This is a genomic window from Agrobacterium sp. SORGH_AS 787 (assembly GCF_030819035.1).
In the GTDB taxonomy this organism is placed as follows: Bacteria; Pseudomonadota; Alphaproteobacteria; order Rhizobiales; family Rhizobiaceae; genus Agrobacterium; species Agrobacterium larrymoorei_B.
Map to the genome: position 1 here is coordinate 2,058,756 of NZ_JAUTBG010000001.1, position 26,989 is coordinate 2,085,744.

The following is a 26,989-nucleotide window of genomic DNA, read 5'->3' on the forward strand; positions in this document are numbered from 1 at the left end:
TTTTGTGAAAGGCGTTAAGAGACATGACCTATGTCGTGACTGACCAATGCACGGGATGTCGCTACACGGAATGCGTGACCGTGTGTCCCGTCGAGTGTTTTCATCTCGATGATGAAATGACCTATATCGATCCCGAAAATTGCATCGACTGCGGCGGCTGCGTGCCGGCCTGTCCGGTGGGCGCCATACAGGCGTCCTACCTCTTACCGCCTGAACAGCAGAAATGGATCGAGATCAATCGTCGCCGGGCGGCTGAAACGCCTGTGATCACCAGCCGTCTGGCACCGCTTCCCGGTGCCGACGAGCGGAAAAAGGCACTCGGCCTATGAAGACGCCGCAGTATCGCGTTGCTATTGTCGGGGCGGGGCCGAGCGGTTTCTACGCTGCGGAGGCCCTTTTGCGCGCGCAGAAGGATATTTCCGTCGATCTGTTCGAGCGGCTGCCGGTCCCCTACGGTCTCGTGCGTTTCGGCGTGGCCCCCGATCATCCGAAGCTCAAGCAAGTCACGGCCGTTTTCGACCGGATCGCGGCGATGCCCGGCTTTCGCTTCGTCGGCGGTGTCGAGGTGGGCGCGGATATCAGCGTCGAGACCCTTCGCGGTGCCTATCACGCCGTCATCCTCTCCACCGGCGCGTCGCTCGGTCGCGAGATCGGCCTGCCCGGCGAAAGCTTGGCAGGCAACCATCAGGCCAGTGATTTTGTCGGTTGGTACAACGGTCATCCGGACTATCGTGATCTTGCCTTCAACTTCTCAGGAGAACGCGCTCTTGTCATCGGACACGGAAATGTCGCGCTCGATGTGGCGCGCATTCTCCTCAAAACGCCTGAAGAATTGCGCCAGACCGATATCGCCGCTCATGCGCTGGAGGCGCTTTCCGAGAGCCGGATTAGGGAAGTGCATCTGATCGGGCGGCGCGGCCCTGCCGAGACCCGTTTTTCGGCAAAAGAACTGCTTGAATTCGATGCGCTGTCGGCATGCGACCCGGGCGTCGAGCAGGACGATCTACCGGCCAACGCGTTCGTGATCGGTGAAGGATTCGATAGTGAGCGCAGGGCCTCCATGGACGTCCTCGAACGCTTTTCCCGCCACGTTGCGACGAAGGAACGGCGTTGCCTCTTCCGCTTCCATTTGGAGCCTGTTCGCTTCGAAGGGGATGAACGGGTCCGGAGTGCAGTCTTCAGGCGCAACCATGTTGAAGAACCAAGCGGACAATCCGTCACGATTGACACGACCTTGGTGTTCTTCAGTGTCGGACGTCGAACGATGCCGATCGACGGCGTCGCCTATGATCGCTCGGGTGGCGTCCATGCGAACCGGAATGGTCGTCTGGTGGAGCAGAACGGGGTTGTTCCAGGACTTTATACGTGCGGCTGGAGCAAGCGTGGCCCGCAGGGAACGATCGGCACCAACCGTGCCTGCGCGCTCGATACTGTCGAGAAGATACTCATCGATCTCGACAGCCTGCCGTCGCCAGAGGATGGTGCGGCTGACCGGCTCGTTTCTAGTCTTGGCCGGAGATACGATACGCCCCTCGATTTCGATGCGTGGCGTCTTATCGACAGCGCGGAGGTGGCGCGGGGTCGTGCTATCGGCAAGCCACGCGAAAAATTCGTTTCCATCGACGACATGATCGCCGCAGCGCGCACAAAAGGGATCGCATGCTGATGGACGCCCTTCAAACCGCAACTCGTCCTCCTCTCGTTGACACGTTCGGCCGCAGCGTGAGCTACTTGCGTCTATCCGTCACCGACCGCTGCGATCTGCGCTGCGTCTATTGCATGCCGGAACGAATGAGTTTCATGCGAAGGCAGCATCTGCTTTCGCTTGAAGAGTTGGAGCGAGTGGCGCGTGCCTTCATTGAGCTCGGCGTGACCAAGATCCGCCTCACCGGCGGCGAGCCGCTGATGCGTAAGAACGTGATGTCTTTATTCCAAAGCCTCTCGCGCTTCCTGCGGGACGGATCGCTGAAAGAGCTGACCCTGACCACCAATGCCACCCGTTTGGCGGAATATGCAGCGGCGCTGGCGGATGCCGGAGTGCGACGGATCAACGTCTCTCTCGACACGCTCGATCCGCAACGCTTCACCGAACTTACGCGGGGTGGCTCGCTCGTGACAGTTCTCAAGGGGATCGAGACCGCGCAAGCCGCAGGTCTTGCCGTCAAGATCAACACGGTTGCGCTGAAGGGCGTGACAGAAGAGGAGGCCGACCGGCTTATTCGTTTTGCCCATGGCGGCGGAATGGGCCTGACCTTTATAGAGACCATGCCGCTTGGGGAAACCGGTGCGGATCGACTAGCCCAGTATTTGCCGCTCGACAGCTTGCGTCGTCGCATAGAGGCTCGCTGGACGGTCACTCCAGTGTCTCAGCGCACAGGTGGCCCAGCGCGATATGCTCGTATCGAAGAAACAGGTGGCCTGATCGGTTTCATTACGCCACTAACCCATAACTTCTGCGAGGGGTGCAACCGCGTTCGCGTGACAGCCGCAGGCGTGCTGCATACCTGCCTCGGCCAGGAGGATGCTGCCGATCTGAAGGACATTATGCGCTCTTCACCAGGAGACCAAGCACTTGTTGCCAGTATCCTGGCCGCGATCCGGAGCAAACCGAAGGGTCATGACTTCGTTCTAGACAGAATGTCGACGCCAAGAATTGCCCGTCACATGTCGAACACAGGAGGGTGAAACTGAAGAGCCTTTGTCAGTGGGCCTTGCTGGGGAAGGCCTGCAACCTCATCTGTTCAGCACCGCGTACGCTAAAGCTAGGCTCTCGGTAGCATTCTCTGCGCTTATGCTATTGCGGGAGAGGCGATCCCACCACAATGCCATGTAAAGCCTAACAGCGCACGTTAGATCGCTCACCCTGATACGGGCTTCAGGGCGAGCAAATGATCGATATGCGCAATTGGAGGATTACTCCCTGCAACTTGAATACTAGCGAAGGGTGCCGATCGCTTCTTCCACTACAGTCAATACTTTCCCCTCAGTCACCATGGCGAAGGCGGGCTTGATTTGCTTTTGCGTGTAGCCATCGCCTTCCTGCAGCGGAATGACCGAAGCCAAAGCCTCGTAAAGCGCCTGCGTGCCGCGACCGAGCTTGAAGCTGCCCAGTACGTGGCGGGTCAGGTAAATCGCTTTGGTTGCCAAAAGGCATTCTACACCGATGATTTTCGGTAGATTGTCCAGCACCTGCTGCGCCTTGCGGCATGACCATGCGGCCATGGAGACATGGTCTTCCTGGCTGCTCTTGGTCGGAATGGTGTCGGCGACCGATGGGAACGCTAGTGTCTTGTTCTCGGAGGCGACGGCGGCTGCAGCGGTTGAAATAATGCCGTAGCCGTAGTTCAATCCAATCGGCTTGCCCGCGAGATTCGGTGGGAGACCATAATTTAGCGTGGTATCGCAAAGAGCAAATAGGCGGCGTTCGGAAATATTGCCAATCTCGATTAGGGCGATGGCGAGGATATCCATGGCGAAAGCGATCGGCTCGCAGTGAAAATTCCCGCCGGACAGAAATTCTAGAGCACCATTTTCATTCCAGAAGACCAACGGGTTGTCCGTTGCGGCATTTAGTTCGCGAGTCAAAATTGTTTTGGCGTGGTCGAGTTGATCTCGGCAGCTGCCATGAACCTGAGGCAGGCAGCGGAAAGAATATTGGTCTTGTACACGCGGGTGGTAGGTTGGATGCAAGATGTCATCTTCAAGATGCACTGCCCGCGACGATTCCGACGTGCGGCGCGAGCCTTCGATCATTCGACGGATGTTTTCAGCGGTCAAAATCTGACCGGGTTGTTTGCGAACGTCGTGAATTCGGGCATCGAACGCGGCTTGTTCCCCCCGGATGGCTTCGAGACTGAGGGCGCCAATTGCATCGGCCGTCTTCATCAGTTCCTCCGCGTCATGCAAGGTTAACGCGCCCATGCCTGCACACAGGCTATTACCGTTGATGAGGGCCAGGCAATCCTTGGCTTTTAGCTCGAACGTCACCGGACTGATGCCCGCGAGCTCAAGCGCCTGGGGAGCCGGCATGCGCTCTCCTTTATAGAACGCCTCGGCATCCTCATAACCAATGAGGACAGAAACCATGTGGGCGAGGGGAGCCAGATCTCCGGATGCACCGACAGATCCCTGGATGGGCACCACGGGGTGAACGCCGCTATTCAGCATTTGGACAAGACGATCCACAACCTCGATCCGCAACCCCGAAACACCGACACAAAATGCGTTGATGCGTACTGCCATCATGGCCCGGACAATTTCTTCTGATGCCGGTTCACCAATGCCGGAACAATGCGACAGGACGATGTTAAGCTGGAACTGCTCATTGTCCGATTGATTGATCTTGTAATCCTTCAACTTCCCAACGCCGGTATTGAATCCATATGTCGCGGGCGCATTCTCCGTCAGCCAGTTTTCTTCGATATAGGCTCGCTTCTTGATGATCTCTGCCCGGGCTGCTTCTGCAATCTCGACTTTAGTGTTTTGGCGCGCAATTTGTACTGTCTGCTCAATAGTCAGGCTGTCGCCGTCCAGAATTATCGTTGTCATAGGGTCAATCCTTAATTGATGAATTATCTTGATCGAGTTTCGTCGCGTCTGAGGCTGTGGCTTTTCAGTCCGCCGGCAGCCTCGGCGCGCTGTCGAGATGGACAAGGGCGCTGACGAGCACGTCAGCGGCCAAGGCCATGGCCTCGTTGTCGGTCCATTCCTCCGGTGTGTGGCTTTTTCCCTCCCGCGATGGGACAAATATCATCGCGGATCGCGTGATCTGGGCCATGAACGCCGCATCATGGCCGGCACCGGAGGCCAAGGGTAGGGTTTGCAGGCCGAGGCTGGCGGCAGCATCGTCAAGAACGGCTCTAAGCGCAGGATCGCAGGCAACGGCCCGCGTCTTGCTCAAGCGATCAAATCGCGTGACTTGGCATTTTTCCCGCGCTGCAACCGCATTCGCAGTTACTTCAAGCCGATCAATGAAAAGGTCCATCATCTCGTCGTCTTCCGCACGAATATCGACAATAGCCTCTGATGCTCCGGGGACGACATTAGCGCCCCCCGGTTCTATGGTGAGCACCCCGGTCGTCGCCGTAAAATGACCTTTACCTTGGACAGCACAGGCGGCATCACGAACGGCGAGAGTAAACCACGCCATTGCCAGAGCCGCGTCGGCGCGCATGTCCATAGGAGAGGTTCCAGCGTGGCCGGCAACGCCCTCAAAGCGAATTCGCACGCGACTGATACCTGCGATGGCGGTCACGATCCCTATAGGGATCTGCTTCGCCTCTAGGACGGGCCCTTGCTCGATGTGGATTTCCACGTAACTGTCAATGTCATCCCTGCGCGCTGCGACCAGCTGTGAAACGTCCCCCCCGATCCGGTTGATGGCGTCATGCAGGCTCTCGCTTTCTGGTCCTTGCAGCGAAAGATGTTGTGCGGTGAGGGCGCCAGCCATACCCCGGCTACCGATACATGACAGCCCCCATTCGCTGGGTTCCTCGGCCAGAAAATCAACGAGTTCAATCGTATGTTGCGGCTTGTATCCGGCAAGCTTCAGCGCGCGGATGGCGGCTAGCCCGGATAGAATGCCGGCTGTTCCATCAAAGCGTCCACCGCTGGGCACCGTGTCGCTATGTGAGCCCGTCATGAGTACCGGCGCATCTTCAAGTGTGCCGTTCCATCGACCGATCAGATTGCCCGCCGGGTCGATACGAACGCTCAACCCTTCTTCCTCGAAACGTCTTTTTAGATAATCGCGGCCTTGCAGAAACAGACTAGTGAAGGAGCGACGCGTCCAGGGGCGGTCAGGCTCCGTTAGCGCGGCCAGCGCATCGAAGTCCCCTTGCAGCTTTGACCGATCGACACCGGGAATGGATTGCATCGCGGTCATCGGTTCAGGCCGCCTTTGAGACTGCGCGTGTCGGCGTGATAAATCGGCCGGTCCCGGGTTCGGCCAGAACGTCCTTGCCGTCATAAATCATCTGGCCGCGCAGGAACGTAGCGATTGCTGTATGGCGGATGCGCCTTCCTTCGTAGGGGCTCCACCCCACGACGTTATGCCCGCTGGCTGCAGCGTCATAGATGCGGGGCCTTTCGGCAAAAACCGCAAGATCCGCGTCCAGCCCGATCGCCAGGGCACCCTTTTGCGCCGTCAAGCGGAACAGGCGGGCAGGATTTCCGCTGAGCAGCTTTGCTGCGTGGAAGAGGGGTAAGCCGCGATCTGTGAGCCCATCGAGCAGAAGGCTCGCGAGCACTTCAAGGCCTGGCATGCCTGATGCATTCTCCAGCATGACCTTCGATGATTTTGCCGCCAGGCTCCACGCGACATGATCAGTCGAAACGATGGTGATATGACCTGCCGCCAGATGCTGCCAAAGCTTTTCTCGCTCTTTGGCCGAGCGGATCGGTGGGTTGCATTTTGCCCGGCCGAGAAGACGTGATACGTCCTCTTCCTCGCTGCAGACAAGATAATGGATACAAGCTTCGATTGTGGCATCCACGCCTTGTGACCTGTAAGCCTGCGCAAGTTCATATCCGCGTCCGACTGAGCAGTGCACGATGTGGGCGGAACATCCGGTAGATGCTGCAATCTCGTAGACCTCGGCTATGGCAAGTGTCTCGGCAATGGGCGGGCGCGATTCGCCATGAGTGAGGTAATCGGTTCGACCACTTGCCTTTACGGCCTCGCTCCAGACTTTGACGCATTCGTCATTCTCATTGTGAACGCCGGCAATCAGCCCGGTTTTCGATACTTCCGCGAAGGCCGCATGGAGCAAGGGCGTCGGTATGCGGGGAAAGCGGTTGGGATCCGTTTCGAATGTTGAAAACTTGAAGCCTGCTGCTCCAGCCTCTGCCATCTCGGCAATGTGCTTTGGCCCCTCTGACGGACGGATGGTGCCATAGAGGGCGAAATCCACGCGAGCCTGGGTGGCGGCACTTTCAGCCTTTTCTTTTAGCAGCTCGGCGGTGCAGATGAGTTTCCCCCCTGCATCATAGGGCATGTCAACGATGGTGGTAACACCGCCCGCCGCAGCGGAGCGCGTGGACCAGATGAAGTCCTCCTGATCCTTTTGCGACCTGGAATGCACCTGCCCATCGATCACGCCGGGCAGGATCAACGCCGAGCCGAAGTCGTAAACATCTTTGGCAGCCGGCGCCGTGCCGCTTCCAAGTCCGGCGATGACGCCGTCACGTATAGCTACAAAACCGTTTTCGGTGACACCGTCTTCGGTAACGAGGGTTCCTCGCACCACTTTGTCGTATTCGCTCATATCGGCTATCTTTCTTTGTTGCCGTCTTTCCTGTTCAAACAGGCGGTCTCATCTCTAAAAAAGGTCAGTGCTGTCGCGCGTTCTGCATCCGGCACGTTGCAGCTGCGCAAATAGACGTCAGCCATTTGGTGCCCTTGCTGCCTCTGAATTTCCCACTTCAGGCTTCTGGCAAGGCGATGGACATGTAGCTGTTCGGCTCGCAGTTCCAGCGCTTTGACGGCATCGCGAAGCTGACGCTCATCTTGTTCCGTGTAGAGGCTTTTCATCGTCTGCCGGATACGTCGGAGCGGCTTCACAACGTCTTCACGCCATTCCGCCGCTTGTGTCAGCCAGCTGGCGACTAGCGCGGTATCGGCTCCAAATTCGTGCCGATCCGCATGGAGCAATAGCAGCAACAAAGGTACATCGACGTCATACCGATCCTGTAGCTGCAGGCAGACTTGGGGCACGGCTGGTGCGCTATAAAGATCGCACATGGTTTCCCATGCTTGTCGCGCGAATTCTTCTGCTTCGACCATCTTCGTCCCTCACACCGACGTTGCGAATGAGGCTTGGAAGGGCTCATCATGCGGATGATGGCAGGCGACCATCTGACCGGCAAAAGTCGGGTCCAGGTTGGGCTCCTTGTCTGTGCAGATGGTCGTAGCGCGGGGGCAACGCGCTCTGAAAGCGCAGCCGTTCATGGATTGATTTCTTGATGGCACCTCGATGCGCTTGCGGTCAGGCACTATTTTTTGCCCGCCATCGACAACCGGTACGGCGTTCAGCAAGGTGCGTGTATAAGGATGGGCGGGCAGAGCATAGATTGCAGAGCTGGGGCCGATCTCTACAATCTTTCCCCGGTAAAGCACAGCCACGCGATCGCTTACATTCTTCACCACCGCCAGATCGTGCGAGATGAAAACCATGGTGAGTTTGCGGTTTTGGCGGATATCCTGCAACAGGTTGATTACCTGCGCCTGAACAGAAACATCGAGCGATGCTACGGGCTCATCGCAAACAATCAGTTCGGGCTCGACAGCCAGCGCCCGGGCAATGGCAATGCGCTGGCATTGCCCGCCGGAAAACTGATGGGGTGTACGGCCGGCAACGTTTTCCAGATCGAATCCTACATCCTTGAGCGCTATCCTGACGCGTCTATCCCGCTCTTTTTTCGCAACGCCGTGTATTACTAGGCCTTCGGCAACAATATCCTCAACCCGTCTTCGTGGGTTGAAGGAGGAGAGCGGGTCTTGAAAAATCATTTGCAGCCGACGGCGCATGCTTCGCATCCCGCTTTTCGGCAGCTTCGCCAGATCCGTGCCTTGATATTCGATAGATCCCGTCCAGCGTGTGTCGGTTTCAGGCAAAAGCCTGAGCAATGCCCGCCCGATGGTGGTTTTGCCACTGCCACTTTCGCCAACCAATCCAAGGGTCTCGCCTTGAGCTAGCGAAAAGGAAACATGATCGACGGCCTTCATGACCCTACCGCGCCGCGTAAACTCGACGGAGAGATCTGAAATGTTCAAAGCCAGGTCAGCCATGGGAAACCTCCCGTTGGCTGGTCACGTCATTGAGAGGAAAATGGCAGGCGAAACGGTGATCATTCTCCCCAATCGTCATTGGCGGCATGATGCGTCGGCAGATTTCTTGTGCCCCCGGACACCGAGGCGCAAAGGGACACCCTGTCGATTGGCTCGCAAGGCTTGGAGGTTGACCCGGAATGGTGCGAAGCCGCGCATGGGCGGGTTGGTCGATGCGCGGCATCGCAGACAGCAGAGCCTCGGTATAAGGATGCCGCCGATGTCGAAAGACATCTGCTGTCCTGCCCATTTCGACAATATGGCCACCATAGAGTACTAGGATATCGTCGGTGCGCCCGGCCACCACACCGAGATTGTGCGAGACTAGGATCATGGACATCTGCCGCTCTTCCTGAAGGATTTGCAAAAGGTCGAGAATTTCCTTTTGTACCGTCACATCTAGGGCCGTCGTGGCCTCATCAGCGATCAACAGATCCGGGCGGCACATAAGCGCTCCGGCAATTATGATGCGTTGCTTCATCCCCCCGGAAAACTGATGTGGAAAATAGTCGTAGCTATCCTCGGGGTCGGCAATGCCGACAACGTCCAACAGTTCGACAGCCCGGTCATGAGCTTGGACACGGCTGAGATTGAGATGGAAGCGACCTGTCTCTTCGATCTGTCGCCCCACGGTCACATACGGGTTGAGAGAAGTCATCGGATTTTGAAAGACAATGCCAACCTTGCGGCCGATCATCTGGCTGCGGTCCTTGAGGCTCAACGTCGACAGGTCTGTACCGTCGAGAACAATGCGACCTTCGACCCTGACAGGTGCGGGAGTAAGCCCCATGATCGACTTGATAAGCATGGATTTGCCGGCACCAGATTCTCCTACGATGCCCAGTGTCCTAGATCGCGCCACGGAGAAGTCGATCCCATGCAGCACTTGCAGCGGTGCAGGTTCAGCGGTGATGGTGCATGATAGATCATCGCAGGAAAGGATTGGGTGTGAGCCGGTCAACGAGGCCATATCAATTCCCTCTCTCACGGCTGTTCAGGCGGTGGGCGAAGTAATCCCCCACGGTATTCAGGGCATAGACTGTAAGCACGATCGCCATGACAGGTCCCAGGATCAGCAAGGGAAAACGGCTGAGAAGATCCGTCGAACTGGCGATCATGCCGCCCCAACTGGGTGCCGGTGCGGGAATGCCATAGCCGAGGAAGCTAAGAGAACCTTCCGTGATAATAAGGCCAGCCATCAAGGTGGGCATGACAGCGGTCAACACAGGGATCAGATTGGGGAGAATTTCCTTCAGAAGGATACGAGTGTCCCTCGCACCCATGGCACGGGCTGCCAGAATATAGTCTCGGTTGCTTTGGGACACTGCACCCGCCTTGGCAACGCGAGCATATGTGCCGATATCGAGAACACCCAATGTAAGGATGATGGTCAGAACGGAGGGACCGGTGGCGGTTACAAAGGCGAGCACCACAAGAATGGACGGCACAGCCGACATTGTGTTTGTATAGAGATCGACCATCCGCTCGAGACTGCCGCGGTAGTAACCGGCGAATAGTCCGAGAAGAAGCCCAAACGAAACGGAGATGCACGTGGCGACAGCCACGATAATCAATGAGGCTCGGGCTCCATAAAGGACGCGTGACAGTATACTGCGGCCGATATCATCCGTACCAAGAAGGCCATTGAGAGACCATTCCGGCGGCTGGGAAAAGTCACCATAAGGCAGCTTTGGGCTGACGAGCCCCGGAATGAAATCGACAAATACCGCAGTCAGCACAAGAGCCAGCAGGAAGCCAAGGGCGATCAGTTCAAAAGGGCTGGAGCCCGGGAGGCGCAATCGGGCAGACCACGGCATGTGGGCGCGGGCGATGGCGCAGAGTTCCGTTTCGCCAGGCTCAGGCACGGATGTAGGGGGGTGAACCGGCATGCTCATACCACGTCGACCCTTGGATCGATGATGGCGTAGCCGATGTCCACCAGCATGAAAATGACGACGAAAATTACAACCGTCAGCGACAGTATCGCCTGTACCAAAGGCATGTCATGGCTTTTCACGGCGGTGAGCATGGTCCAGCCAATGCCAGGCACGGCAAAGTAGCTCTCGACTATAAAGGAGCCCGCCAACATATAGGTCAGTGACAATCCCATCACTGTCAGGATCTGCGGCATGGATGGACGCAGAACGTGCTTCAACAGAATATATCGAAGCGACAGTCCTTTGGCCTTTGCTACCTGGATGAAATCTTCCTGAAGCGTAGCGACAAACTCGTTTCGAGCAACGCGGTAAAGGTAAGCCGTTTGATGGAGGCTGAGGCACAGTACCGGCAGCGCCACGTACCAAAGGTTTGCCAGCGGATTTTCGGAGAAATAGACCCAGCCTGTGGCTGGCAGCCACCGCAACTCAATGGCAAAAAGGTAGCTCAAAAGCACCACGATGACAAATGTTGGAACTGCAAGCACCACCGATGCGATGGAGCGCAAAATACGATCGGTAAACTTGCCGGGATGGCTTGCGGCGACCATCGCAAGGGGAATGCCGATCATTGACACCAACATCGCAAGTGCCGCTATTTCGAATGTCACCATGGCCCGATCGAAGACCACCTGCAACATCGGCTGCTGGGAGAACAGGGTCTGACCAAGATCGCCACGACACAGATCGCCAAGCCATTTTAGATAGCGCTCCAAGACGGGCAAATCATAGCCGTAAGTACGGTTAAGCGCCTCGATCTGCTCCGGGGTCGCATTGTCGCCCAGGATCAATTGTGCCGGCGAGCCAGGAGCCAGGCTCGACAACGCTGTAGCTCCGAGTGTTACCAGGATGAATACAGGAATGCCGGCCAGAAGACGGGTCACGACTGCCTTGAAATAGGGTGCTACTTTCCTGCTCAAGTCGTCACCTCCTTTCGGCAACTGCTTTGGAATAGCCGTCAATGCGTGTTGAGGGATGGGTTTCGGTTGAGATCAAATGAATGGTTGCACGCTCTGGAACGGAGCGTATCCATGTTTTGTCTGCCGAAACCTTCATTTGCGGTCTGGAGAATGAACGGAAGCAGGCTTTCAGATTCTCTTCCATTCTTCCTCGGCATCCATCCAGCCCATGTCGCGCTCCAACATGTCTCGCTGCTCTTCTTTGGAGTAACCGCCCATGGTGTGCTCGTCGGCGTAACGAGTGCTCCGATCGGTAAAAACCCGCCGGCCAAAATCCATCATGCCGTACATCGAGCCTTTTTCGAGATAATGCATGGTGACCATATTGAAACCGAGGGCGGCGATATCCTCTAACTCAACAAAAGCCTTGCCATTTACGGTGGCCACATCGCCAAGCATCTTCCAGCCCGGAAGTGTCTTTGCGACCTTCTGGCATTCTTCCAATGTGCGAAGGCCATGCACATAGGTCATTTCAGCACCAAGCTCGGAAGCCCGAGCGCAACGCTCGATCGCATCGTCAAGGCCTTTTTCCAGCTTGGATTCGGTGCGGGCAATCACCACGCAGTCTGTACCGGCACACGCGTCAAGGGCCGCCTTGATCTTGGCAAGCCACAGTTCCTGTGAAACGACCGGATGATCGATATTGCCATCCACCTTACCAGCAAGCGTTGCCGCCTCCATGGCACGGCCAAACCGGGCATAGCCGCGCTCGTTCGGCGTATCTTCCAACAAGATGGCGGCTGCCCCGGCCTTTGCTAGTCTACGACATGTCCGATAAGCCTGCGCCACGTCGCCGAAGCAGTCGTCCGCATCGATGATCAGAGGAAGGGGTGAATAGTCAGCAATGCGGTCTGTGGCCCAGATCAGCTCTTCCTGATTGTGCAGTCCCATGTCCGGCACCCCGGACATACTGAAACCCAGCGATGCGCCGCTTAACAGAATTGCCTTGAACCCAGCCATTTCTGCCGCCTTGGCCGAATAGCAATCCCAAACGCAGGGGGTAAATACCTGTTCCTTGGAGAACAATTCACGAAATGTGGTTCGCGGCCTTTTATCAAACATGGATCGACACCTTCAGGGGATCGAGTGGCGAACTTTATCTGCGGTTCGCCAAACTCAGGAGAATTGCGTTACTTCGAGGCTTTTGACGCGCATGCGTCCTTGCAGACGAACAAATATTGTTTCTGCAGGATGCCACCGTTCGAGGGGACAATGCCGCCGACATTGTCGCGCAGAAGCAGGTGGCGGGTCTCGGAGCCGAAAATGTAGAGCGGAAGGTCGGCGGCGATCAACTTCTGAACCTTGTCGTAGGCAGCCTTCACAGCTGACGGATCCATGGTGCTGTTGGCTTCCGCCAGATCCTTGTCCATTTCGGGGCTGTTATACTTACCCCAGTTGTCATTTCCGTTTGAACTCAGGAGGTTGGAAATGATTGGCTCCGCGCCATTGGCAACCAAAACACCACCGTCGACGCAAAAGTCGAAGTTCATCTGTGCCTTACAGGTTGGGCTAAGCATGGCCTGATCCACGAGCTGCAGATCGACTTTGACGTTGTCATAGGCGCTCAAGGTTTGCTGGATATAGGAGGCCAGTCTCTTCAGATCGGAATTGGAGTAGGTGACGAGCTTGATACTGAACGGCTTTCCGTCCTTGGCAAGTTGATCAAACAGTTCCTGGGCATGTTTGGGATCATAGCCTGGGAGGGTATCGGCCGGATCGTAATAGGGAGAAGCCTTGCTGAAGTAATTCGTTGGGACGTCGTAGCCGCCGACCTGCGTGTAGGCCTGCATTAGCTTCGACCGGTTGATCGCATTGTAAAACGCTTCTCGGGCCCGATGGTCGGTAAAGACACCGCTTTTCTGGTTGAAATATGCGCGGTAAAGGCCCGGGATCGGAATTTCGTGCGTGGCAATGCCGGGAGCCGTGGCGTTGGACCCGAACTGATATGGATATCCGGCCATCATCGTCGCGCCACCTTGAACCACTGTGGCAATGCGGCTGTTTGTTTCGGGGATGATGGCGAATTTCAAAGTGTCGAGATAGGGGCGGGGCTGATCCCAATATTGAGGGTTGCGCTTCATCGTCATTGAGACGCCCTGGTTCCAGCTCTCCAACAAGAAAGCGCCAGCGCCAACCGGTTTGATATCGGTCTTCGTTTTGGCGGCTTTCAGCGCCTGGGGCGACGCGACGAAAGGTGCGAGCTGCGCCAGTGAAGAACCGAAATTGCGGTCGGGCTTCGGAAGGGTGATTTCAATCGTGGATGGGTCGACAATCTTGACGCCCTGCACCCAGGATGCAACGAAACCCTGAGATGGAGAAAGGGTCTCTGGATTGGCCTGACGTTCCCAGTTAAATTTCACCGCTTCGGCATCGTAGGGCGTGCCGTCAGTAAATTTTACTCCTTCGCGCAGTTTCAGTGTCCAGACTTTGGCATCGCCACTGGTGAGTCTTTGAGCCAAGCCTCCTTGCACCTTTCCGTTCACATCGACGTAGACGATAAACCCGTAGACCGCGTCGAGCATGTCCATCGGACCGCCGGGATAGGTACCTCCGATGACCGCCGGGTCCCAACTCTTGATATCCGAACCATTGATGATCGTCATTTCGCCGCCCTTGATCGGCTGTTCTTCAGCGGCGGCGGGTCTTAGGCCGAAGGTCGTTGCACTTGCGCCAAACAGGGTGAATGCAAAGGCGAGCGCTACCTTCGAGGTAATTGTCTTGTGAGTGTATAGTGTTCTGGTCATTGTTTTCTCCGTTAGCCGCGGCTCGTTAGAACCACCGCAGTTCCCCTTGTTTTATGAACGGCGAATAACATCTGCCCCGAGCGTGTCGGGACCGGCGTATCGATCAGTCTTGATATTGCTCCTGCTTCCAGCGGCGAACCGATGGATGATCGAGATCGAATAAGTCGAGCGCCCGCCCGGCTGTCTGGCCGACAAGATCGGCGAGCGTTTTCGGTTGCGTGTAGAAGCTCGGCACCGGCGGCATGATTATTGCGCCGTTGCGTGTCGCCTGGTCCATCAGCGCGATATGTCCCGCATGCAGCGGGGTCTCGCGCACCATCAGGACGACGCGACGCCTTTCCTTAAGACAGACATCCGCTGCCCGGGTGATAAGATCGTCACTGTAGCAATGGGCTATGCTGCTCAGTGTCTTGATCGAGCACGGGGCAACCACCATGCCATGGGCCCGGAACGAACCGGATGCAATGGCGGCGCCGATATCCTTGTGGCTATGCACCACGTCGGCAAGTTGCCGGATCTGATCGGCATTTTCGATGACGTCTTCTTTGATCGCCGTGCGTAAACCTGCGGGTGAGATGATAAGATGGCTCTCGATACCGTCCATGTCTCGCAGCATTTCGAGAACGCGAACTCCGTAACAGGCACCCGATGCTCCGGTTATCGCAACAATCAGCCGCTTCAAATGTTTCCCTCCGCCGTTGCAGCTGCGATAACCAGCCGCATGCGGTCGTAGGCGGACTGCGGGGGAACGGCTTTGTCGTAGCCTTCTTTGCGATCTCCGGGTTTGCAGGTGGCGTCATAACCGATTTTGGTGACCATGCTGCCATCTTCCTGCGGCTCGGAGCGATCTGCAGGCAAGCCGGGGATAATAAGAACGTCGCGCTCTACCCGCATACGGGTCGATTTTGCCAACTCAACGGCATTGATGTCCCACGGATCGATATCCGCATCCACGATCGTGACAGTCTTCACGATTGACACAGCGCCCCAGCAGATGGCCATCGCGCGGCGGGCTTGCCCAGGCCGTGGCTTGTTTATCTGTACGACGACATTGGTACGCCCAGAACCGGAGGCGGTTACCGCTACTTCACCCACGTTGAGAATGAAGCGGGACAGTTGGGCCTTCAGACTCGCCGCAATCGGAACAGCAGCGAGGTAGATATGCTCCGCATGATAGCCCGGCTCGATCACTTGAAACATCGCATCGCCACGCGTGGACATGCTATCGAATGTTGCAAGAACACCGCTGCCATAATCCTCGTACATGCCGTGATATTCCGACACCAGTCCCTCGACGACCGGAGTGTCGGCATGAATGTGTCCTTCAATGACGATCTCGGCTTCAGCTGGCACTAGAATATCGCTTTTGAGGCAGCGGACCATGCGTACAGGCTCCCCAAGGAGCGCCCCTGCGCAATGGATTTCGTCGTCACCAAGGCCGAGATAGAGGCATGCGGCAAGCTGAATAGCCGGATGCGCACCCAGCACCACCGCAAAGGGAAGAGGCTCGCCTTTGTCAGCAGCCTTTCGCGCCATGATTGCCAGATGATGGTTGGGCGCAATCCCGATCAAGGCCTCGGTCGGGCTAAGGATTTTCAAGCGGGCATAGGAGGCATTGCCAAGACCGGTTTCTGGGTCTCTGGCGATCATCATCCCAGCGCTGATATAGGGACCCGTTTCCTTATCGAAAAAAGTCGGAATCGGAAGGTGTGCGAGCACGCCTTCTTCGAACAAGCATTCCTGAACCGGTGCATTCCTGACGATGACGGGTGGGATAGGGTTCTGCACCGAATCCAGCAGTCGAGACTGTATGGATGTGCGCGGTACACTAAGCGCCATGGCGATACGATCAAGACTGGACAACAAGTTTCCAAAAGCAGGAAATTTCGATCCTTTCAGCCGATTGGCCCGCACCGCAAAGCTTTCATGGGTCAGGGATAAGAGCGCGGAAAGGTCATAGAGAGGATCGATTTCCGTATCGATGACAAGCAGTTCACCTTCTCGGTGTAAGGCTTCCAGCATGCTGCGGCATGACTGATCCTTATGGTCTTCAAAAGGCTTGTGCTCTGGCTGATGAATATTTGGAATCGCGTCATATGCCACGGGAAACCGCCTTCGAAAATCATTGGAGGTGCCTGGGGAATATGAAATTGGACGGATGCCTTGTATACCCGTGTTCCAGCTAACTGTCCCATCGTAAAAATCGAATGATGGCCCACGCAGCTTCTCTTATTCTCATCTTGAGATAGATGCGCTCCATCCTTATGGTTTGCGATATGGATCATTATGGCGTTGAACTGAAACCACTGGCGAAGTTCGTTCTGGCTTGCCAGAATCACAGCATATCGCGAACGTCTCAGGAGCTTGGTGTCGCTCCGTCCGTGCTCAGCGCGGCGCTGCATGGTCTTGAAGAGCGGCTCCATATGAAGCTTTTTGTGCGAAAGGGCCGGTATCTAGGATTGTTGCCCTCAGCGTTCTGGCTTTACCGAAACGCGTCAACCCTCCTGCATCTTGAAGAATTCTCAAGGCGCAGCCTGACGATACCTTCATCGCGACTTGAGAAGTTATCTGTCCAGATAAACCTCAATTTCTCCATTGGCCGGCTGACAAAAGCGATGAGCCGAGCGATCCAGCAAACGGGCGCGCTGCATCCCGAGACCTTTATTTCCTGTCAGTTCGCCGATGCAGCGCGCATGACCCAAGGTAGCACCCATGGCGGCTTGGTAAATGCACCACTGGATTACATTGCCCAAGAGCGGTGCGCTTGGATCGAGATCGGCGCCCAGTTCGGCGAGCCTCAGCGTTCGGAAAAAAACGTCTCCGACTTGCTATATATCGATCCATGGATAGTCGTCAGCGCTACCGATCAGGCAACTGACCTCACGACGGATACGGACGTTCTTGCAATTGTCCGAATGAGCGCTCATCAAATGCAACTCGTTGCACGCTATGCGGATCAACACGGCATGGCCGGACGGGTGAAATTTGTCGATGCCGAGCCGTCGGAGTTGGGCCGGCTTCTTTCGGACTTTCCTCACATGAGGTTCATGCTGCCTTCCAGCATGGTCGCGAACCGCCTGGGAATAAACCGCATCTATCGTGAAGCTCTGATGCCACCGCTTGAATCGAGAGTGGATGTGCGCACCTCCGGTGCATTGAAGGCGAAGGCTGAGATTTTTACCGCATTTTTGCGCAGTAACATCGAAAGCGAAGAGCAAAACGTCGTGTTCGATCCGCAGTTGAGTGCGCGGCAGATGCATTACTTCAATCTTGTGCATCGCTGCGGAGGAATTTCAGCGGCAGCGCGTGTTGCCAATCTTTCTCAATCGTCGGTCTCAGCCCAGCTTCACGCGATGGAAAAGGTCCTAAACACGAGTCTTTTCGAACGCAGCAAGGATGGTGCTGTACCGTCAGGGGCGGGGATTAACCTGTGGCCACTCATGGCGGAAGCGGAAAAGCAGCAAGATCGGTTATTGCGGCAGTCGGGCGACATTGCAGCCCATACCCAGCACAGGGTGTCCATCGGCATGTTGCCGAGTTCCGGTCACGATAGTGCCTTGACCGAGAAGGTCGCTGAAGCGCTGACAATAATCAGCATTCAGCACCCATCTTTAAAAATGGAGATCACGGAAGCCTCGAACACAACCCTGCATGACAAGGTCCGCTCCGGTGAGTTGAACCTCGCCATCGTCGGGGTTGTGCAACCTCAGTTTCCCCGTGTTTTACTTGGACCGAGCGAACCGCTGTCTGTCGTTGCAAATCCGCGCTTTGATTTCGGTGCGCGTAGCGAGATCAATCTGGCCGACGTGTGTGAACTGCCTTTGGTGCTGGGCGCGCGCCATCTCAGCATTCACCAGAGTTTTCTTGCTGCAACGCATGCTCGTAACCTTGAACCGCAGTCCACGATAGAGGTCGGCTCGCTGGCGCTCGCTATTGCTATGGTCAGGCGTGCAAGCCTATGCACTATCTTGCCTGCGTCTTCGGTGAAGAAAGATCTGGAAACTGGCGGGTTGGTTGCCGTTAGGATAAATCAGAAGGAAATTTCAGGAACGCTTTCCATCATATTTTCCGCCGACCGTGAATTATCCGGTGCTGAGCGTGCAGTGATGAAAACGATGGTCGAAATCTTCGGCAGGAAACATAACGACAGTTTGGTATAATAGAGCATCTGGCAAAGGACAGATGAACGTTTCTCGGTCGTATTGCGTATTGAGATGATGACCTAACGTGTCGAGCTGTAATTTACAGATCGCGAAGAGAATGTGCCCCTAACATTCGCATCCCGGCTGCTACGTCAGAGCATCACAGGGATCTCATCGAGAGTAGATGAAGCGGTTCAGGATAAAGTGCTGCCAAGGGTCGGTGCGTCGCTGTGCCTATGACATTGACCGTAAGCGAAAACGGTCGTGGCGGTGAGCGACCATTCTAAAAAACCTATGACCCACTTTCATTTTTGCTGCCTATGCAAACCAAAAAATCGCCCCCATCATCCTGAAATAATTCCTACACAAATTTCGATCCCAAATCGGCTTCATGTAATTATTCATAGATTTAAGCGAGAAATTCACATGGAGATTAAAGATGGCGTATAAGAAACTGTATGAATATTTGAGGGACGACAATCTATACTACGTTCCTGAAATATTTGACTGCATGTCGACAAAGGCGGCCGAAATAAACGGCTTCAAGATGGTGATGATATCCAGCAGTGACTTTTCCTGCGCCTATACGGGTATCCCAGATCTGAAACTTCTGACCGTTGATGAATACGCTGCTATGGCCGAGCGTATCACCAACATGACAGATATGCCCTTGTTCATTGACGCCGATGAAGGTTTCGGACGGCCTCTGCAGACATTCCAAGGATGCCGGCGGCTGGCGAAAGCCGGAACACAGGCTATCTTAGTAACGGATCTCGCCGCGAATGGCAGGCCAGGACTCTTGCCCATCGACGAGGCCGTATACCGGTTTCAAGCGGCAAAAGACGGGATGGCGGGAACGGACTGCCTGCTACTTGCACGGTGCGACCACAGCGTCGATACTGATTTTGACGAATTCGTCGAACGCTGCAATCGCTATCTCGAAGTAGGTGCGGATATTATTTGTCCGCTGGAGCTCAATCGCTCCAAGATTTACGGCAGCAAAATCGCTGCTGCCAAAAAAGTGGCTGAACATGTGAAGGCGCCGTTCTGGTATCCGAATATGGAAAGGGAACGTGCGGAAGACATCGCTGGCCTGCGAGAACACGGCTACAAGTTCGTTGGCGTTCATTATGCTTTTCGAGCAGCGATGTTGGCCATTCTGGACGCGGGACGACACGTTTTCGAAAGCGGCACGAATGAATATATCGCCACCGCCCACGACCATACAGGATATAAGTTCCACTATTCACCAATGAGCGCTTTTTTTAGAGGCGGCGAGTGGGTGAATAGAGAGCGGCAATACCTGTCGAACCCCGACGAGGCCTTGGCCGTTCGCCTGGAAAAGCATTTTACCGGTCCGACCGATAAGTTCTGACACATTCGCAAGAGCCTCTCTCGGAAACTGATGGCACGTATTGCAGTCGGTAAAAAATATATTTTATCCAGAGCCGCACCTTGTTCCGGAAATGACAGAGCTTTCTAGAATGACGTGTCCGGATTAGCGGGATCGTCAAACAACTCCGTCAAAGAAGGTGTGGGCTTTGCCCGTAGATGAGGTTGAGTGCGCGTCAATTTCGTCCGAAGCAGAGCTTCAGAGCAGAAGGGTGGCCCGACGTCTAGGGCATACCTCAAGAGTTGGCGATAGGCTGTAAATCCATCGCGGCAAGATCACCATAAGATTAAGAAAAATTGGGAACAGATCATCATGATCAATAGCGTCAATCGCAGAAGCGTTATCAAAGCCAGTCTGTGCCTAGCCGCCTTCAGTGCCATGGAAAGCGTCAGGGGCCTTGCTATGGCAAAAGGGGTTCAAGGAGGTGTCCTCAAGATAGGCGCCGGCGCCGAACTGAATTATAACATGCTGTGCTTTGCGATGACGGGTGGACCGTATGACTATATTTACTCGTGGCCGATCTATGAATCGCTTTTCAAGCCTACCGCAGATGGCACGATAGCGCCGTGGCTTGCTGAATCCGTGCAAGCAGATCCGCAAGCCCGAACCTACACGATCCGCATTCGTCAAAACGTGAAATTTTCCGATGGGTCCGTCCTGAATGCTGCCGTGGTGAAATGGAACCTCGACCATTATCTCAAGGTGGGCGCCAAGCGCACCGCATTGCTGGGATCGATTACGGCTGTTGATGTTGTCGATGATTATACCATTCGACTGGTGCTATCGACGTGGACATCCTTCATTCCGGCAGCGCTGTCGCGCGAATGCGGCTACATGTTCTCACAAGAACATTACGAAAAATATGGCGATGAGTACTGCCAACAGCACCCCGTGGGTACGGGCCCGTTCGTCTTAAAGGAATGGGTGCGCGATGTCAGCAAGGTATTCGTTCGCAATGACGAGTACTGGGGAGGCAAGGTCCCTCTCGATGGTGTGACCTATACGATCTACAACGACGCATTGGTCGGTCAGGCGGCAATGATGTCCGATGAGATTGATGCCTTGGTAGGTCTGGGTCTCAACGGCGTGAAAACGCTTTCAGCGAATGGGTTCGATGCGGCAATCGAACCGCTGCAAGACCACGCGTCCTTATTGGTCTTCAATTCCTTGAATTCGGGCAATGACGACCCGATGGGGAACCTGCTGGTTCGGCAAGCAATCAGTCACACCGTTAACAAAAAGGCTATTATCACTTCTGCTTTTCTGGGATACGCAGAGGTGTCCAGCCAGTTTGGCATAGGCACCCATTACCTCAACAAAGACATTGTCGGTTACGACTACGACATCGACAAAGCAAAGCAATTGTTGGCCCAGGCGGGCTTTCCCGACGGATTCTCCACGCGTATTCAAGCCGCCTCCAGCGACACGAACAAGATCGCCCTCCAAATACTTCAAGCTGATATGGCCAAGATTGGTATTCAGGCCAAAATCGAACTTTTGACAGGAGCTGCCGCAAACAAGGCTGAAACAGGCTGGGGCAGCGGCATGTGGTACCATACCTCCAGCGTTTACGTGGATGTCGCGATGCAGATGTCCAGCATGTTCCCGAAGGGGTTGACTGGTGGTGTTCTGGGACTGACTACAATGCTCAGGCCCGACGATGTGAGCGCAGCGCTAAAACAGGCAGTCTCCGCGACGTCCGACGCAGAATGTGTCAAGGCAGTGGGCGAAGCCAACAAGCTGCTGATCGATAAATATGCGATCTATGCCCCCATCGCGCAATATTCGACCATCTATGTCCTCAATCGGCGGGTCAAGGATTCAGGAATCGGCGCGACGTTTTTCTCTGTTGCATCACTCTCTACCGCGTATCTCGATAAATGATCCGGTATCTTGCGAAAAGGCTGGGGATTGCCTCCTTCCTCATACTGGTGGTCTCCATTCTGGTGTTTGTTTTGATGCGTGGGTTGCCCGGCGATCCAGCCCTGATTGCTCTTGGAGATTCTGCATCGGCGGATGCCATTGAGGCCTATCGCAATCGCATGGGTTTGAACGATCCATTGATCCTCCAGTATCTGCGCTGGATTAGCGGCATCGTCCTGCAATGGAATTTTGGAAAGTCTGTACTGAATGAGCAGAACGTCTCTGCCATGATCAGCCAGCGCCTTCCCACCACGTTGACGATCGGTATTCCCTCCATTGTTCTAGGGATCATTCTCGGGCTACCGATCGGCATCGTAAGCGCTATCACCAGAGGCAGATGGATCGATCAGATTTTGACCTTCGTCGTAAACGCTTTTCTCGGAACGCCTCGGTTTCTCGTGGCTATTTTCGGTGTATTTATCCTCGCATTCAAGTTCCGACTAATACCGCTTCAGGGCTACACCGCGCCATGGGTGGATTTCGCTGCCTACCTGCACAAAGCCATATGGCCGATCTTTATCAATAGTATTTATGTTTTTGCAGTTCTTGCCCGGTACATGCGCTCGAGTCTTCTCGAAGTCATGACCCAGGATTACATTCGCACTGCGCGCGCCAACGGATTGTCCGAAAGCAGGGTGATATTCCGGCATGCTTTGAAAAATAGCTTGATCCCGGTTGTTACCATCATCGGACTGCAAATGCCGCAAATCATTGCCGGCGCCGTGATTATCGAATCCATCTTCAATATTCCTGGCGTCGGTCAACTGGTGCTTAACGGCATTCTGAACCGGGATTATCTTGTTGTTCAGGCCGCAACTCTGGTCATCGCCCTTGTGACAATCATGTCGAACCTGCTGGTCGACATGAGTTATGCCCTGATCGATCCTCGCATCAAACGACTTTCACGGTGATGCGGCCATGAAAGAAGCTGTGATCTCGCACATCAAGCCGGTTCCATCCAAGACACGCGTAACAAGCCGCTTTTTTGGCCGCGGTTTCATCGTTCGCATGTGTTTTGGTCTTCTCGTCATGTTTGGACTACTAGCGTTGTGCGCCAATTTAGTCGCGCCGTATGATCCGAATGCCCAGGATCTCGAAGGGGCTTTCCATACACCGTCTCTTGCCCACTGGCTGGGTCAGGACGGCTTGGGTCGGGACGTATTGAGCCGTATTATTTACGGCGGGCGCGTGTCCATGGCCGTTAGCGTTATGGCAGGTATTCTCGCCGCAACGGTGGGCATTGGCTTTGGCCTTTACGCTGGCTATGCCGGCGGCTTACCCGGCCGGATCATCATGGGTCTAACGGATGTACTCCTTAGTGTGCCCAATCTTGTCTTTTCCCTCATTCTCGTTGCAATTCTGGGCAGCGGTGTTGCAAGCGTCGTGCTCGCGATAGGCATCGGGTTCATTCCCACCTACATTCGTATGGTCAATGGTCTGGTCATGTCCTTACGCGAGAATGATTATATACTGGCCGCGAAGCTCATCGGTCAAAGGCCTCACGTCATTCTGCTTCGACACCTTTTGCCCAACAGTTTTCCGACCTTGATCGTGTTGTTCACGATCAATCTCGGCAACGGCGTACTGACGGAATCGACCCTCAGCTATCTAGGTGTGGGTATCGGGCCGCCAACGGCATCCTGGGGCAGCATGGTTTCGGATGTGTATCCCTATCTGATGAGCGCTCCCTGGCTCGTCGTCAGTCCTGCTCTTTGCATCATCGCAGTCATCGTCGCCTTCAATGTGGTGGGTGATAGCCTGCGGGATGCGCTCGATCCGCGTTTGAAGGGAAAGCTCTGATGGCACGGAATGCCCACTTGCTGGAGGTTAGAAACCTCAGAACGTCCTTCTTCACCGAGGAAGGAGAAGTGAAAGCGGTCAATGATGTTTCCTATCATTTAGACGAGGGCGAAGTCATTGCGATCGTCGGCGAAAGCGGCTGCGGAAAATCCATCACCCAGCTTTCGGTCATGCAACTGGTCCAGTCTCCTCCCGGCAGAATTCTTGGCGGGGAGGTGATTTTCAGTGGGCAGTCTCTGTTGCAATACAAACCCACGTCCCGAGAGATGCGCGCGGTGCGCGGGGCCGGTATCGCCATGATTTTTCAGGAGCCGATGACCTCGCTGAATCCTGTGTTGACCGTTGGGCAGCAGCTTTCCGAAGTGATCATGGTTCATGCGCGTCTCAGTAAGAAAGACGCTTGGAAACGCGGGATTGCAGCCCTTGAAGCTGTTGGCATTCCTGACCCTGCCGCACGCATGAAGAATTATCCCTTCGAGATGAGCGGTGGCATGCGCCAACGTGTCATGATCGCCACCGCCGTTGCCTGTAATTCGAAAGTGCTTATTGCCGATGAACCGACGACCGCGCTGGACGTGACGACCCAAGCGCAAGTCATGGAGCTTTTGCTTGATCTAGTTCGAAGGCATGGCAAGTCGCTGATCATCATCACCCATAATCTTGGGTTGGTGTCCAGGTATGCCCAACGCGTTTATGTGATGTATGCAGGAAAGGTGGTCGAGACCGGGACGACGGAGCAATTGCTCACCGATCCGAAACATCCCTATACCCAAGGACTTCTAAACTCCATGCCAAAGCTGGAGGGAAGCAAAGACGATGATCTCGTTCCTATCGAAGGTTCGCCACCTCGGTTGAGCAATTTGCCGGATCAATGCACTTTCTTGAAGAGATGTCCGGCTGCACAAACCCGATGCGCCGAAAGTGTGTTTCCCGATATGCGCCCGGTTGGTTCACCCGGCCATAGCGCGGCATGTCATCTGTTTGGAATGAGTGCCAGTACTGGAGTGCGCGGATGAGCGAGCATGGCATCCGGGATGAACCTTTGATCAAGGTTGAAAATCTCCGAAAGTACTTTCCTCTCCGCCACGGTTTCACGCGCGAGAAGATCGGTGACATTAAAGCTGTCGATGATGTGTCCTTCAGCATTCGCAAAGGTGAAACGTTCGGTCTCGTTGGGGAAAGTGGTTGTGGAAAAACAACCACCGGCAAGAGCCTACTCGGCATCAACAATCCGATCGAAGGTCGTATTCTCTACAAAGGGCGCGATCTTTCGCGGTTGAGCGAACGGGAGTTCCGCCCATATCGTCGTGAGTTGCAGCTGATTTTTCAAGACCCATACGGCTCGCTCGATCCTCGTCAGTCGGCCTTCAGCATTCTTGAAGAGGTTGTTCTGGCTGGTAGAGCGAGACTAGGGGGAGACGCAGTGCGCCGCAGGGTCCACGAGCTTCTCGATATCGTGGAACTTGGTTCGGTAATGGGACCGCGTTATCCGCATGAAATGAGCGGTGGCCAACGGCAGCGGCTGGGTATTGCACGCGCGTTAGCTTGTGAGCCGGAGCTGATTGTGTGCGATGAGCCTGTCTCGGCACTCGACGTTTCCATTCAAGCGCAGATTATCAATCTCTTTAAATCCATCCAGAAAGAGCTTGGTATAGCCTATTTGTTTGTGGCCCATGATCTGGCCGTTGTGCGGCATATCAGCCATCATATCGGAGTCATGTATCTCGGACGGCTAGTAGAAGTTACAAATGCCGAGCAGCTTTATTCCGGCGCGCGCCACCCTTACACCAAGGCACTTCTATCTGCCATTCCGATTACCGATTATTACGCCGAACAGAAACGAGAGAGGATCGTGCTGCGCGGTGAAGTTCCCAGCCCAATGAACAAGCCGTCCGGCTGCCCATTTCACCCGAGATGCGGCCAGGCGACGGCCGAATGCAGGGATATTATACCTCAATTACGCAGCATCGGACCTGATCATGAGGCGGCTTGCCACCATGTGTGACGCCCTATCTGCCCCGTGAGAGGACCGCAGAGAGCGTTCCCGTCTTCAAGCGAAGGAAGAAGCCAGTGTTCCATTCCCTCTCCATGCCGGAGCCAGACAAGATCCTCGCTCTGATGCCGATTTTCAGGCGGGATGAGCGTCCGAACAAGATCGATCTTGGTGTAGGCGTTTATCGCGATGCCTCCGGCATCACCCCTGTTTTTCGCGCCGTTACAGAGGCTGAATCGCGGATCTTGGCTGAGCAAACCACCAAGACTTATGTCGGCCCGGCTGGTGACCAACTTTTTTGCGAGCTTATGACCAAGCTTGTGTTTTCAGATCACGGGCCGCTCGAGCGCATAAGCGCGATCCAAACGCCGGGTGGGGCTGGAGCGCTCACGGTATTGTGCGGCCTGATCGCCAAAACTGCACCCAATGCAACAGTTCTTGTTCCGGATCCGAGTTGGGTCAATCACCTTTCGATCCTCGAGGATTTTGGTTTGACCGCGCAACGCTGGTCTTACTTGGACAAGGCGACGGGCGCTGCGGATTTCGAGGCGATGAGGCGCGCTGTCCTTTCCGCCCGGGCTGGTGATGTGATTTTGCTGCATGGTTGTTGCCACAACCCCTCCGGTGCAGATCTTACGCGAGAGCAATGGCGTGACCTCGGCTCCCTTCTTGTCGAAACAGGCGTTGTGCCTTTTGTCGATCTTGCCTATCAGGGGTTTGGTGATGGACTCGAGGATGATGCATTCGGTGTGCGCCATCTGGCGGCCACCGTTCCAAACATGCTGGTGGCGTCATCCTGCTCAAAGAATTTCGGTATCTATCGTGAACGCACCGGCGTTGCTTTCGTGCTGGGGCGAACGCAGGAACTTTCAAAAATCGCTCAGGCGAACATGGTCGTAAGAGCGCGTATCGGTTATTCAATGCCTCCTGACCATGGAGCGCGCATCGTTAGTACGATTTTGCAGGACGACCATCTGGCTTCTGACTGGCGCAGTGAATTAGAGGAGATGCGAAGCACGATTGTTGGCCTGCGACAGGCACTTGCACAAGCGTTTCGGCTGCGCAGTCAAAGCGAGCGGTATGATTTTCTAATTGGCAATAAGGGTATGTTCTCGCAACTCGGCGTGATGCCACAGCAGGTCGAGCGACTGCGCTCAGAATTTGCGATCTATATGGTCGAGGATGGTCGCATCAACATAGCCGGGCTGCATCCTGACAAGATCGCCCACTTTGTCGATGCGGTAACGCATGTTATCCGCTCATCATAAGTACTG

At 55.2% G+C, this 26,989-nt stretch carries 23 protein-coding genes; 11 read left to right on the plus strand and 12 right to left on the minus strand.

What is annotated here, in order from left to right; all coding sequences use genetic code 11:
- Positions 1-23 precede the first annotated feature (23 nt).
- Genes QE435_RS09055 through moaA form a run of 3 tightly spaced genes read left to right on the plus strand, consistent with a single transcriptional unit; the run spans position 24 to position 2,685 of the window.
- Positions 24-329, plus strand: coding sequence for a ferredoxin family protein (locus QE435_RS09055; RefSeq protein WP_306927491.1), 306 nt, complete (start codon positions 24-26; stop codon positions 327-329).
- The gene (locus QE435_RS09060; protein WP_349041042.1) at positions 326-1,666 is read left to right on the plus strand and encodes an FAD-dependent oxidoreductase; all 1,341 of its coding nucleotides are present in this window, start codon (positions 326-328) and stop codon (positions 1,664-1,666) included. The genes QE435_RS09055 and QE435_RS09060 overlap by 4 nt, the downstream gene beginning before the upstream one ends.
- Positions 1,660-2,685: a GTP 3',8-cyclase MoaA gene (gene moaA, locus QE435_RS09065; protein WP_349041043.1), complete on the plus strand. Its 1,026-nt coding sequence runs from the start codon at positions 1,660-1,662 to the stop codon at positions 2,683-2,685. The genes QE435_RS09060 and moaA overlap by 7 nt, the downstream gene beginning before the upstream one ends.
- Positions 2,686-2,934: 249 nt before the next feature.
- On the opposite strand, the gene hutH is transcribed toward moaA, so the two are convergent.
- From hutH to QE435_RS09125, 12 genes are all read right to left on the minus strand, one after another.
- Positions 2,935-4,548 carry a histidine ammonia-lyase gene (hutH, locus tag QE435_RS09070; protein ID WP_349041044.1) on the minus strand — a complete coding sequence of 538 codons (1,614 nt, stop codon included), beginning with the start codon at positions 4,546-4,548 and terminating at the stop codon, positions 2,935-2,937.
- 64 nt (positions 4,549-4,612) lie between these two features.
- Positions 4,613-5,884, minus strand: coding sequence for a Zn-dependent hydrolase (locus tag QE435_RS09075; protein ID WP_349041045.1), 1,272 nt, complete (start codon positions 5,882-5,884; stop codon positions 4,613-4,615).
- 4 nt (positions 5,885-5,888) lie between these two features.
- Positions 5,889-7,265 carry an amidohydrolase family protein gene (locus QE435_RS09080; RefSeq protein WP_349041046.1) on the minus strand — a complete coding sequence of 459 codons (1,377 nt, stop codon included), beginning with the start codon at positions 7,263-7,265 and terminating at the stop codon, positions 5,889-5,891.
- Between the two features lie 5 nt (positions 7,266-7,270).
- The gene (locus QE435_RS09085; RefSeq protein WP_349041047.1) at positions 7,271-7,783 is read right to left on the minus strand and encodes a TIGR02444 family protein; all 513 of its coding nucleotides are present in this window, start codon (positions 7,781-7,783) and stop codon (positions 7,271-7,273) included.
- A 9-nt stretch (positions 7,784-7,792) separates the two neighbouring features.
- Positions 7,793-8,788, minus strand: a complete 996-nt coding sequence (locus QE435_RS09090) for an ABC transporter ATP-binding protein (RefSeq protein WP_349041048.1) — start codon at positions 8,786-8,788, stop codon at positions 7,793-7,795.
- Positions 8,781-9,797: an ABC transporter ATP-binding protein gene (locus QE435_RS09095; protein WP_349041049.1), complete on the minus strand. Its 1,017-nt coding sequence runs from the start codon at positions 9,795-9,797 to the stop codon at positions 8,781-8,783. Before QE435_RS09095 ends, QE435_RS09090 begins: the two co-directional genes overlap by 8 nt.
- Position 9,798: 1 nt before the next feature.
- Positions 9,799-10,722 (minus strand): ABC transporter permease, encoded by a 924-nt coding sequence (locus QE435_RS09100; RefSeq protein ID WP_349041050.1) that lies wholly within the window; start codon positions 10,720-10,722, stop codon positions 9,799-9,801.
- The gene (locus tag QE435_RS09105; protein WP_349041051.1) at positions 10,719-11,681 is read right to left on the minus strand and encodes an ABC transporter permease; all 963 of its coding nucleotides are present in this window, start codon (positions 11,679-11,681) and stop codon (positions 10,719-10,721) included. The genes QE435_RS09100 and QE435_RS09105 overlap by 4 nt, the downstream gene beginning before the upstream one ends.
- A gap of 168 nt (positions 11,682-11,849) precedes the next feature.
- On the minus strand, positions 11,850-12,782 hold the full coding sequence (locus QE435_RS09110) for an isocitrate lyase/PEP mutase family protein (protein ID WP_349041052.1): 933 nt from the start codon (positions 12,780-12,782) through the stop codon (positions 11,850-11,852).
- A gap of 68 nt (positions 12,783-12,850) precedes the next feature.
- Complete coding sequence (locus QE435_RS09115; protein ID WP_349041053.1) at positions 12,851-14,464, minus strand: ABC transporter substrate-binding protein; 1,614 nt, start codon at positions 14,462-14,464, stop codon at positions 12,851-12,853.
- Between the two features lie 103 nt (positions 14,465-14,567).
- Positions 14,568-15,146 carry a UbiX family flavin prenyltransferase gene (locus tag QE435_RS09120; protein WP_349041054.1) on the minus strand — a complete coding sequence of 193 codons (579 nt, stop codon included), beginning with the start codon at positions 15,144-15,146 and terminating at the stop codon, positions 14,568-14,570.
- Complete coding sequence (locus QE435_RS09125; RefSeq protein ID WP_349041164.1) at positions 15,143-16,486, minus strand: UbiD family decarboxylase; 1,344 nt, start codon at positions 16,484-16,486, stop codon at positions 15,143-15,145. The genes QE435_RS09120 and QE435_RS09125 overlap by 4 nt, the downstream gene beginning before the upstream one ends.
- 254 nt (positions 16,487-16,740) lie before the next feature.
- Here QE435_RS09125 and QE435_RS09130 point away from each other — a divergent pair, with 254 nt between their 5' ends.
- The 8 genes from QE435_RS09130 (at position 16,741) to QE435_RS09165 (ending at position 26,983) form a co-directional block, all read left to right on the plus strand.
- On the plus strand, positions 16,741-18,624 hold the full coding sequence (locus tag QE435_RS09130; RefSeq protein WP_349041055.1) for a LysR family transcriptional regulator: 1,884 nt from the start codon (positions 16,741-16,743) through the stop codon (positions 18,622-18,624).
- Between the two features lie 421 nt (positions 18,625-19,045).
- On the plus strand, positions 19,046-19,981 hold the full coding sequence (locus QE435_RS09135; RefSeq protein WP_349041056.1) for an isocitrate lyase/PEP mutase family protein: 936 nt from the start codon (positions 19,046-19,048) through the stop codon (positions 19,979-19,981).
- A gap of 330 nt (positions 19,982-20,311) precedes the next feature.
- Positions 20,312-21,883 (plus strand): ABC transporter substrate-binding protein, encoded by a 1,572-nt coding sequence (locus QE435_RS09140; RefSeq protein WP_349041057.1) that lies wholly within the window; start codon positions 20,312-20,314, stop codon positions 21,881-21,883.
- On the plus strand, positions 21,880-22,833 hold the full coding sequence (locus tag QE435_RS09145; protein WP_349041058.1) for an ABC transporter permease: 954 nt from the start codon (positions 21,880-21,882) through the stop codon (positions 22,831-22,833). Before QE435_RS09140 ends, QE435_RS09145 begins: the two co-directional genes overlap by 4 nt.
- A gap of 7 nt (positions 22,834-22,840) precedes the next feature.
- Positions 22,841-23,722 carry an ABC transporter permease gene (locus tag QE435_RS09150; protein WP_349041059.1) on the plus strand — a complete coding sequence of 294 codons (882 nt, stop codon included), beginning with the start codon at positions 22,841-22,843 and terminating at the stop codon, positions 23,720-23,722.
- A complete protein-coding gene (locus QE435_RS09155; protein WP_349041060.1) occupies positions 23,722-24,738 on the plus strand; it encodes an ABC transporter ATP-binding protein in 1,017 nt (338 codons plus the stop codon). The genes QE435_RS09150 and QE435_RS09155 overlap by 1 nt, the downstream gene beginning before the upstream one ends.
- Positions 24,735-25,727 carry an ABC transporter ATP-binding protein gene (locus QE435_RS09160; RefSeq protein WP_349041061.1) on the plus strand — a complete coding sequence of 331 codons (993 nt, stop codon included), beginning with the start codon at positions 24,735-24,737 and terminating at the stop codon, positions 25,725-25,727. The genes QE435_RS09155 and QE435_RS09160 overlap by 4 nt, the downstream gene beginning before the upstream one ends.
- A 65-nt stretch (positions 25,728-25,792) precedes the next feature.
- Positions 25,793-26,983 (plus strand): amino acid aminotransferase, encoded by a 1,191-nt coding sequence (locus QE435_RS09165; protein WP_349041062.1) that lies wholly within the window; start codon positions 25,793-25,795, stop codon positions 26,981-26,983.
- Positions 26,984-26,989: the final 6 nt, after the last annotated feature.

Excerpts from the sequence above, each read along its gene's own strand:
- QE435_RS09125 (WP_349041164.1), bottom strand. The coding sequence starts at position 16,486 with ATGCTGGAAGCCTTACACCGAGAAGGTGAACTGCTTGTCATCGATACG.
- QE435_RS09095 (WP_349041049.1), bottom strand. The coding sequence starts at position 9,797 with ATGGCCTCGTTGACCGGCTCACACCCAATCCTTTCCTGCGATGATCTA.
- QE435_RS09130 (WP_349041055.1), top strand. The coding sequence starts at position 16,741 with ATGGATCATTATGGCGTTGAACTGAAACCACTGGCGAAGTTCGTTCTG.
- QE435_RS09160 (WP_349041061.1), top strand. The coding sequence starts at position 24,735 with ATGAGCGAGCATGGCATCCGGGATGAACCTTTGATCAAGGTTGAAAAT.
- QE435_RS09135 (WP_349041056.1), top strand. The coding sequence starts at position 19,046 with ATGGCGTATAAGAAACTGTATGAATATTTGAGGGACGACAATCTATAC.
- moaA (WP_349041043.1), top strand. The coding sequence starts at position 1,660 with ATGCTGATGGACGCCCTTCAAACCGCAACTCGTCCTCCTCTCGTTGAC.
- QE435_RS09150 (WP_349041059.1), top strand. The coding sequence starts at position 22,841 with ATGAAAGAAGCTGTGATCTCGCACATCAAGCCGGTTCCATCCAAGACA.
- QE435_RS09155 (WP_349041060.1), top strand. The coding sequence starts at position 23,722 with ATGGCACGGAATGCCCACTTGCTGGAGGTTAGAAACCTCAGAACGTCC.
- QE435_RS09080 (WP_349041046.1), bottom strand. The coding sequence starts at position 7,265 with ATGAGCGAATACGACAAAGTGGTGCGAGGAACCCTCGTTACCGAAGAC.
- QE435_RS09145 (WP_349041058.1), top strand. The coding sequence starts at position 21,880 with ATGATCCGGTATCTTGCGAAAAGGCTGGGGATTGCCTCCTTCCTCATA.
- QE435_RS09115 (WP_349041053.1), bottom strand. The coding sequence starts at position 14,464 with ATGACCAGAACACTATACACTCACAAGACAATTACCTCGAAGGTAGCG.
- QE435_RS09090 (WP_349041048.1), bottom strand. The coding sequence starts at position 8,788 with ATGGCTGACCTGGCTTTGAACATTTCAGATCTCTCCGTCGAGTTTACG.
- QE435_RS09085 (WP_349041047.1), bottom strand. The coding sequence starts at position 7,783 with ATGGTCGAAGCAGAAGAATTCGCGCGACAAGCATGGGAAACCATGTGC.
- QE435_RS09055 (WP_306927491.1), top strand. The coding sequence starts at position 24 with ATGACCTATGTCGTGACTGACCAATGCACGGGATGTCGCTACACGGAA.
- QE435_RS09110 (WP_349041052.1), bottom strand. The coding sequence starts at position 12,782 with ATGTTTGATAAAAGGCCGCGAACCACATTTCGTGAATTGTTCTCCAAG.
- QE435_RS09060 (WP_349041042.1), top strand. The coding sequence starts at position 326 with ATGAAGACGCCGCAGTATCGCGTTGCTATTGTCGGGGCGGGGCCGAGC.
- QE435_RS09075 (WP_349041045.1), bottom strand. The coding sequence starts at position 5,884 with ATGACCGCGATGCAATCCATTCCCGGTGTCGATCGGTCAAAGCTGCAA.
- QE435_RS09140 (WP_349041057.1), top strand. The coding sequence starts at position 20,312 with ATGATCAATAGCGTCAATCGCAGAAGCGTTATCAAAGCCAGTCTGTGC.
- QE435_RS09100 (WP_349041050.1), bottom strand. The coding sequence starts at position 10,722 with ATGAGCATGCCGGTTCACCCCCCTACATCCGTGCCTGAGCCTGGCGAA.
- hutH (WP_349041044.1), bottom strand. The coding sequence starts at position 4,548 with ATGACAACGATAATTCTGGACGGCGACAGCCTGACTATTGAGCAGACA.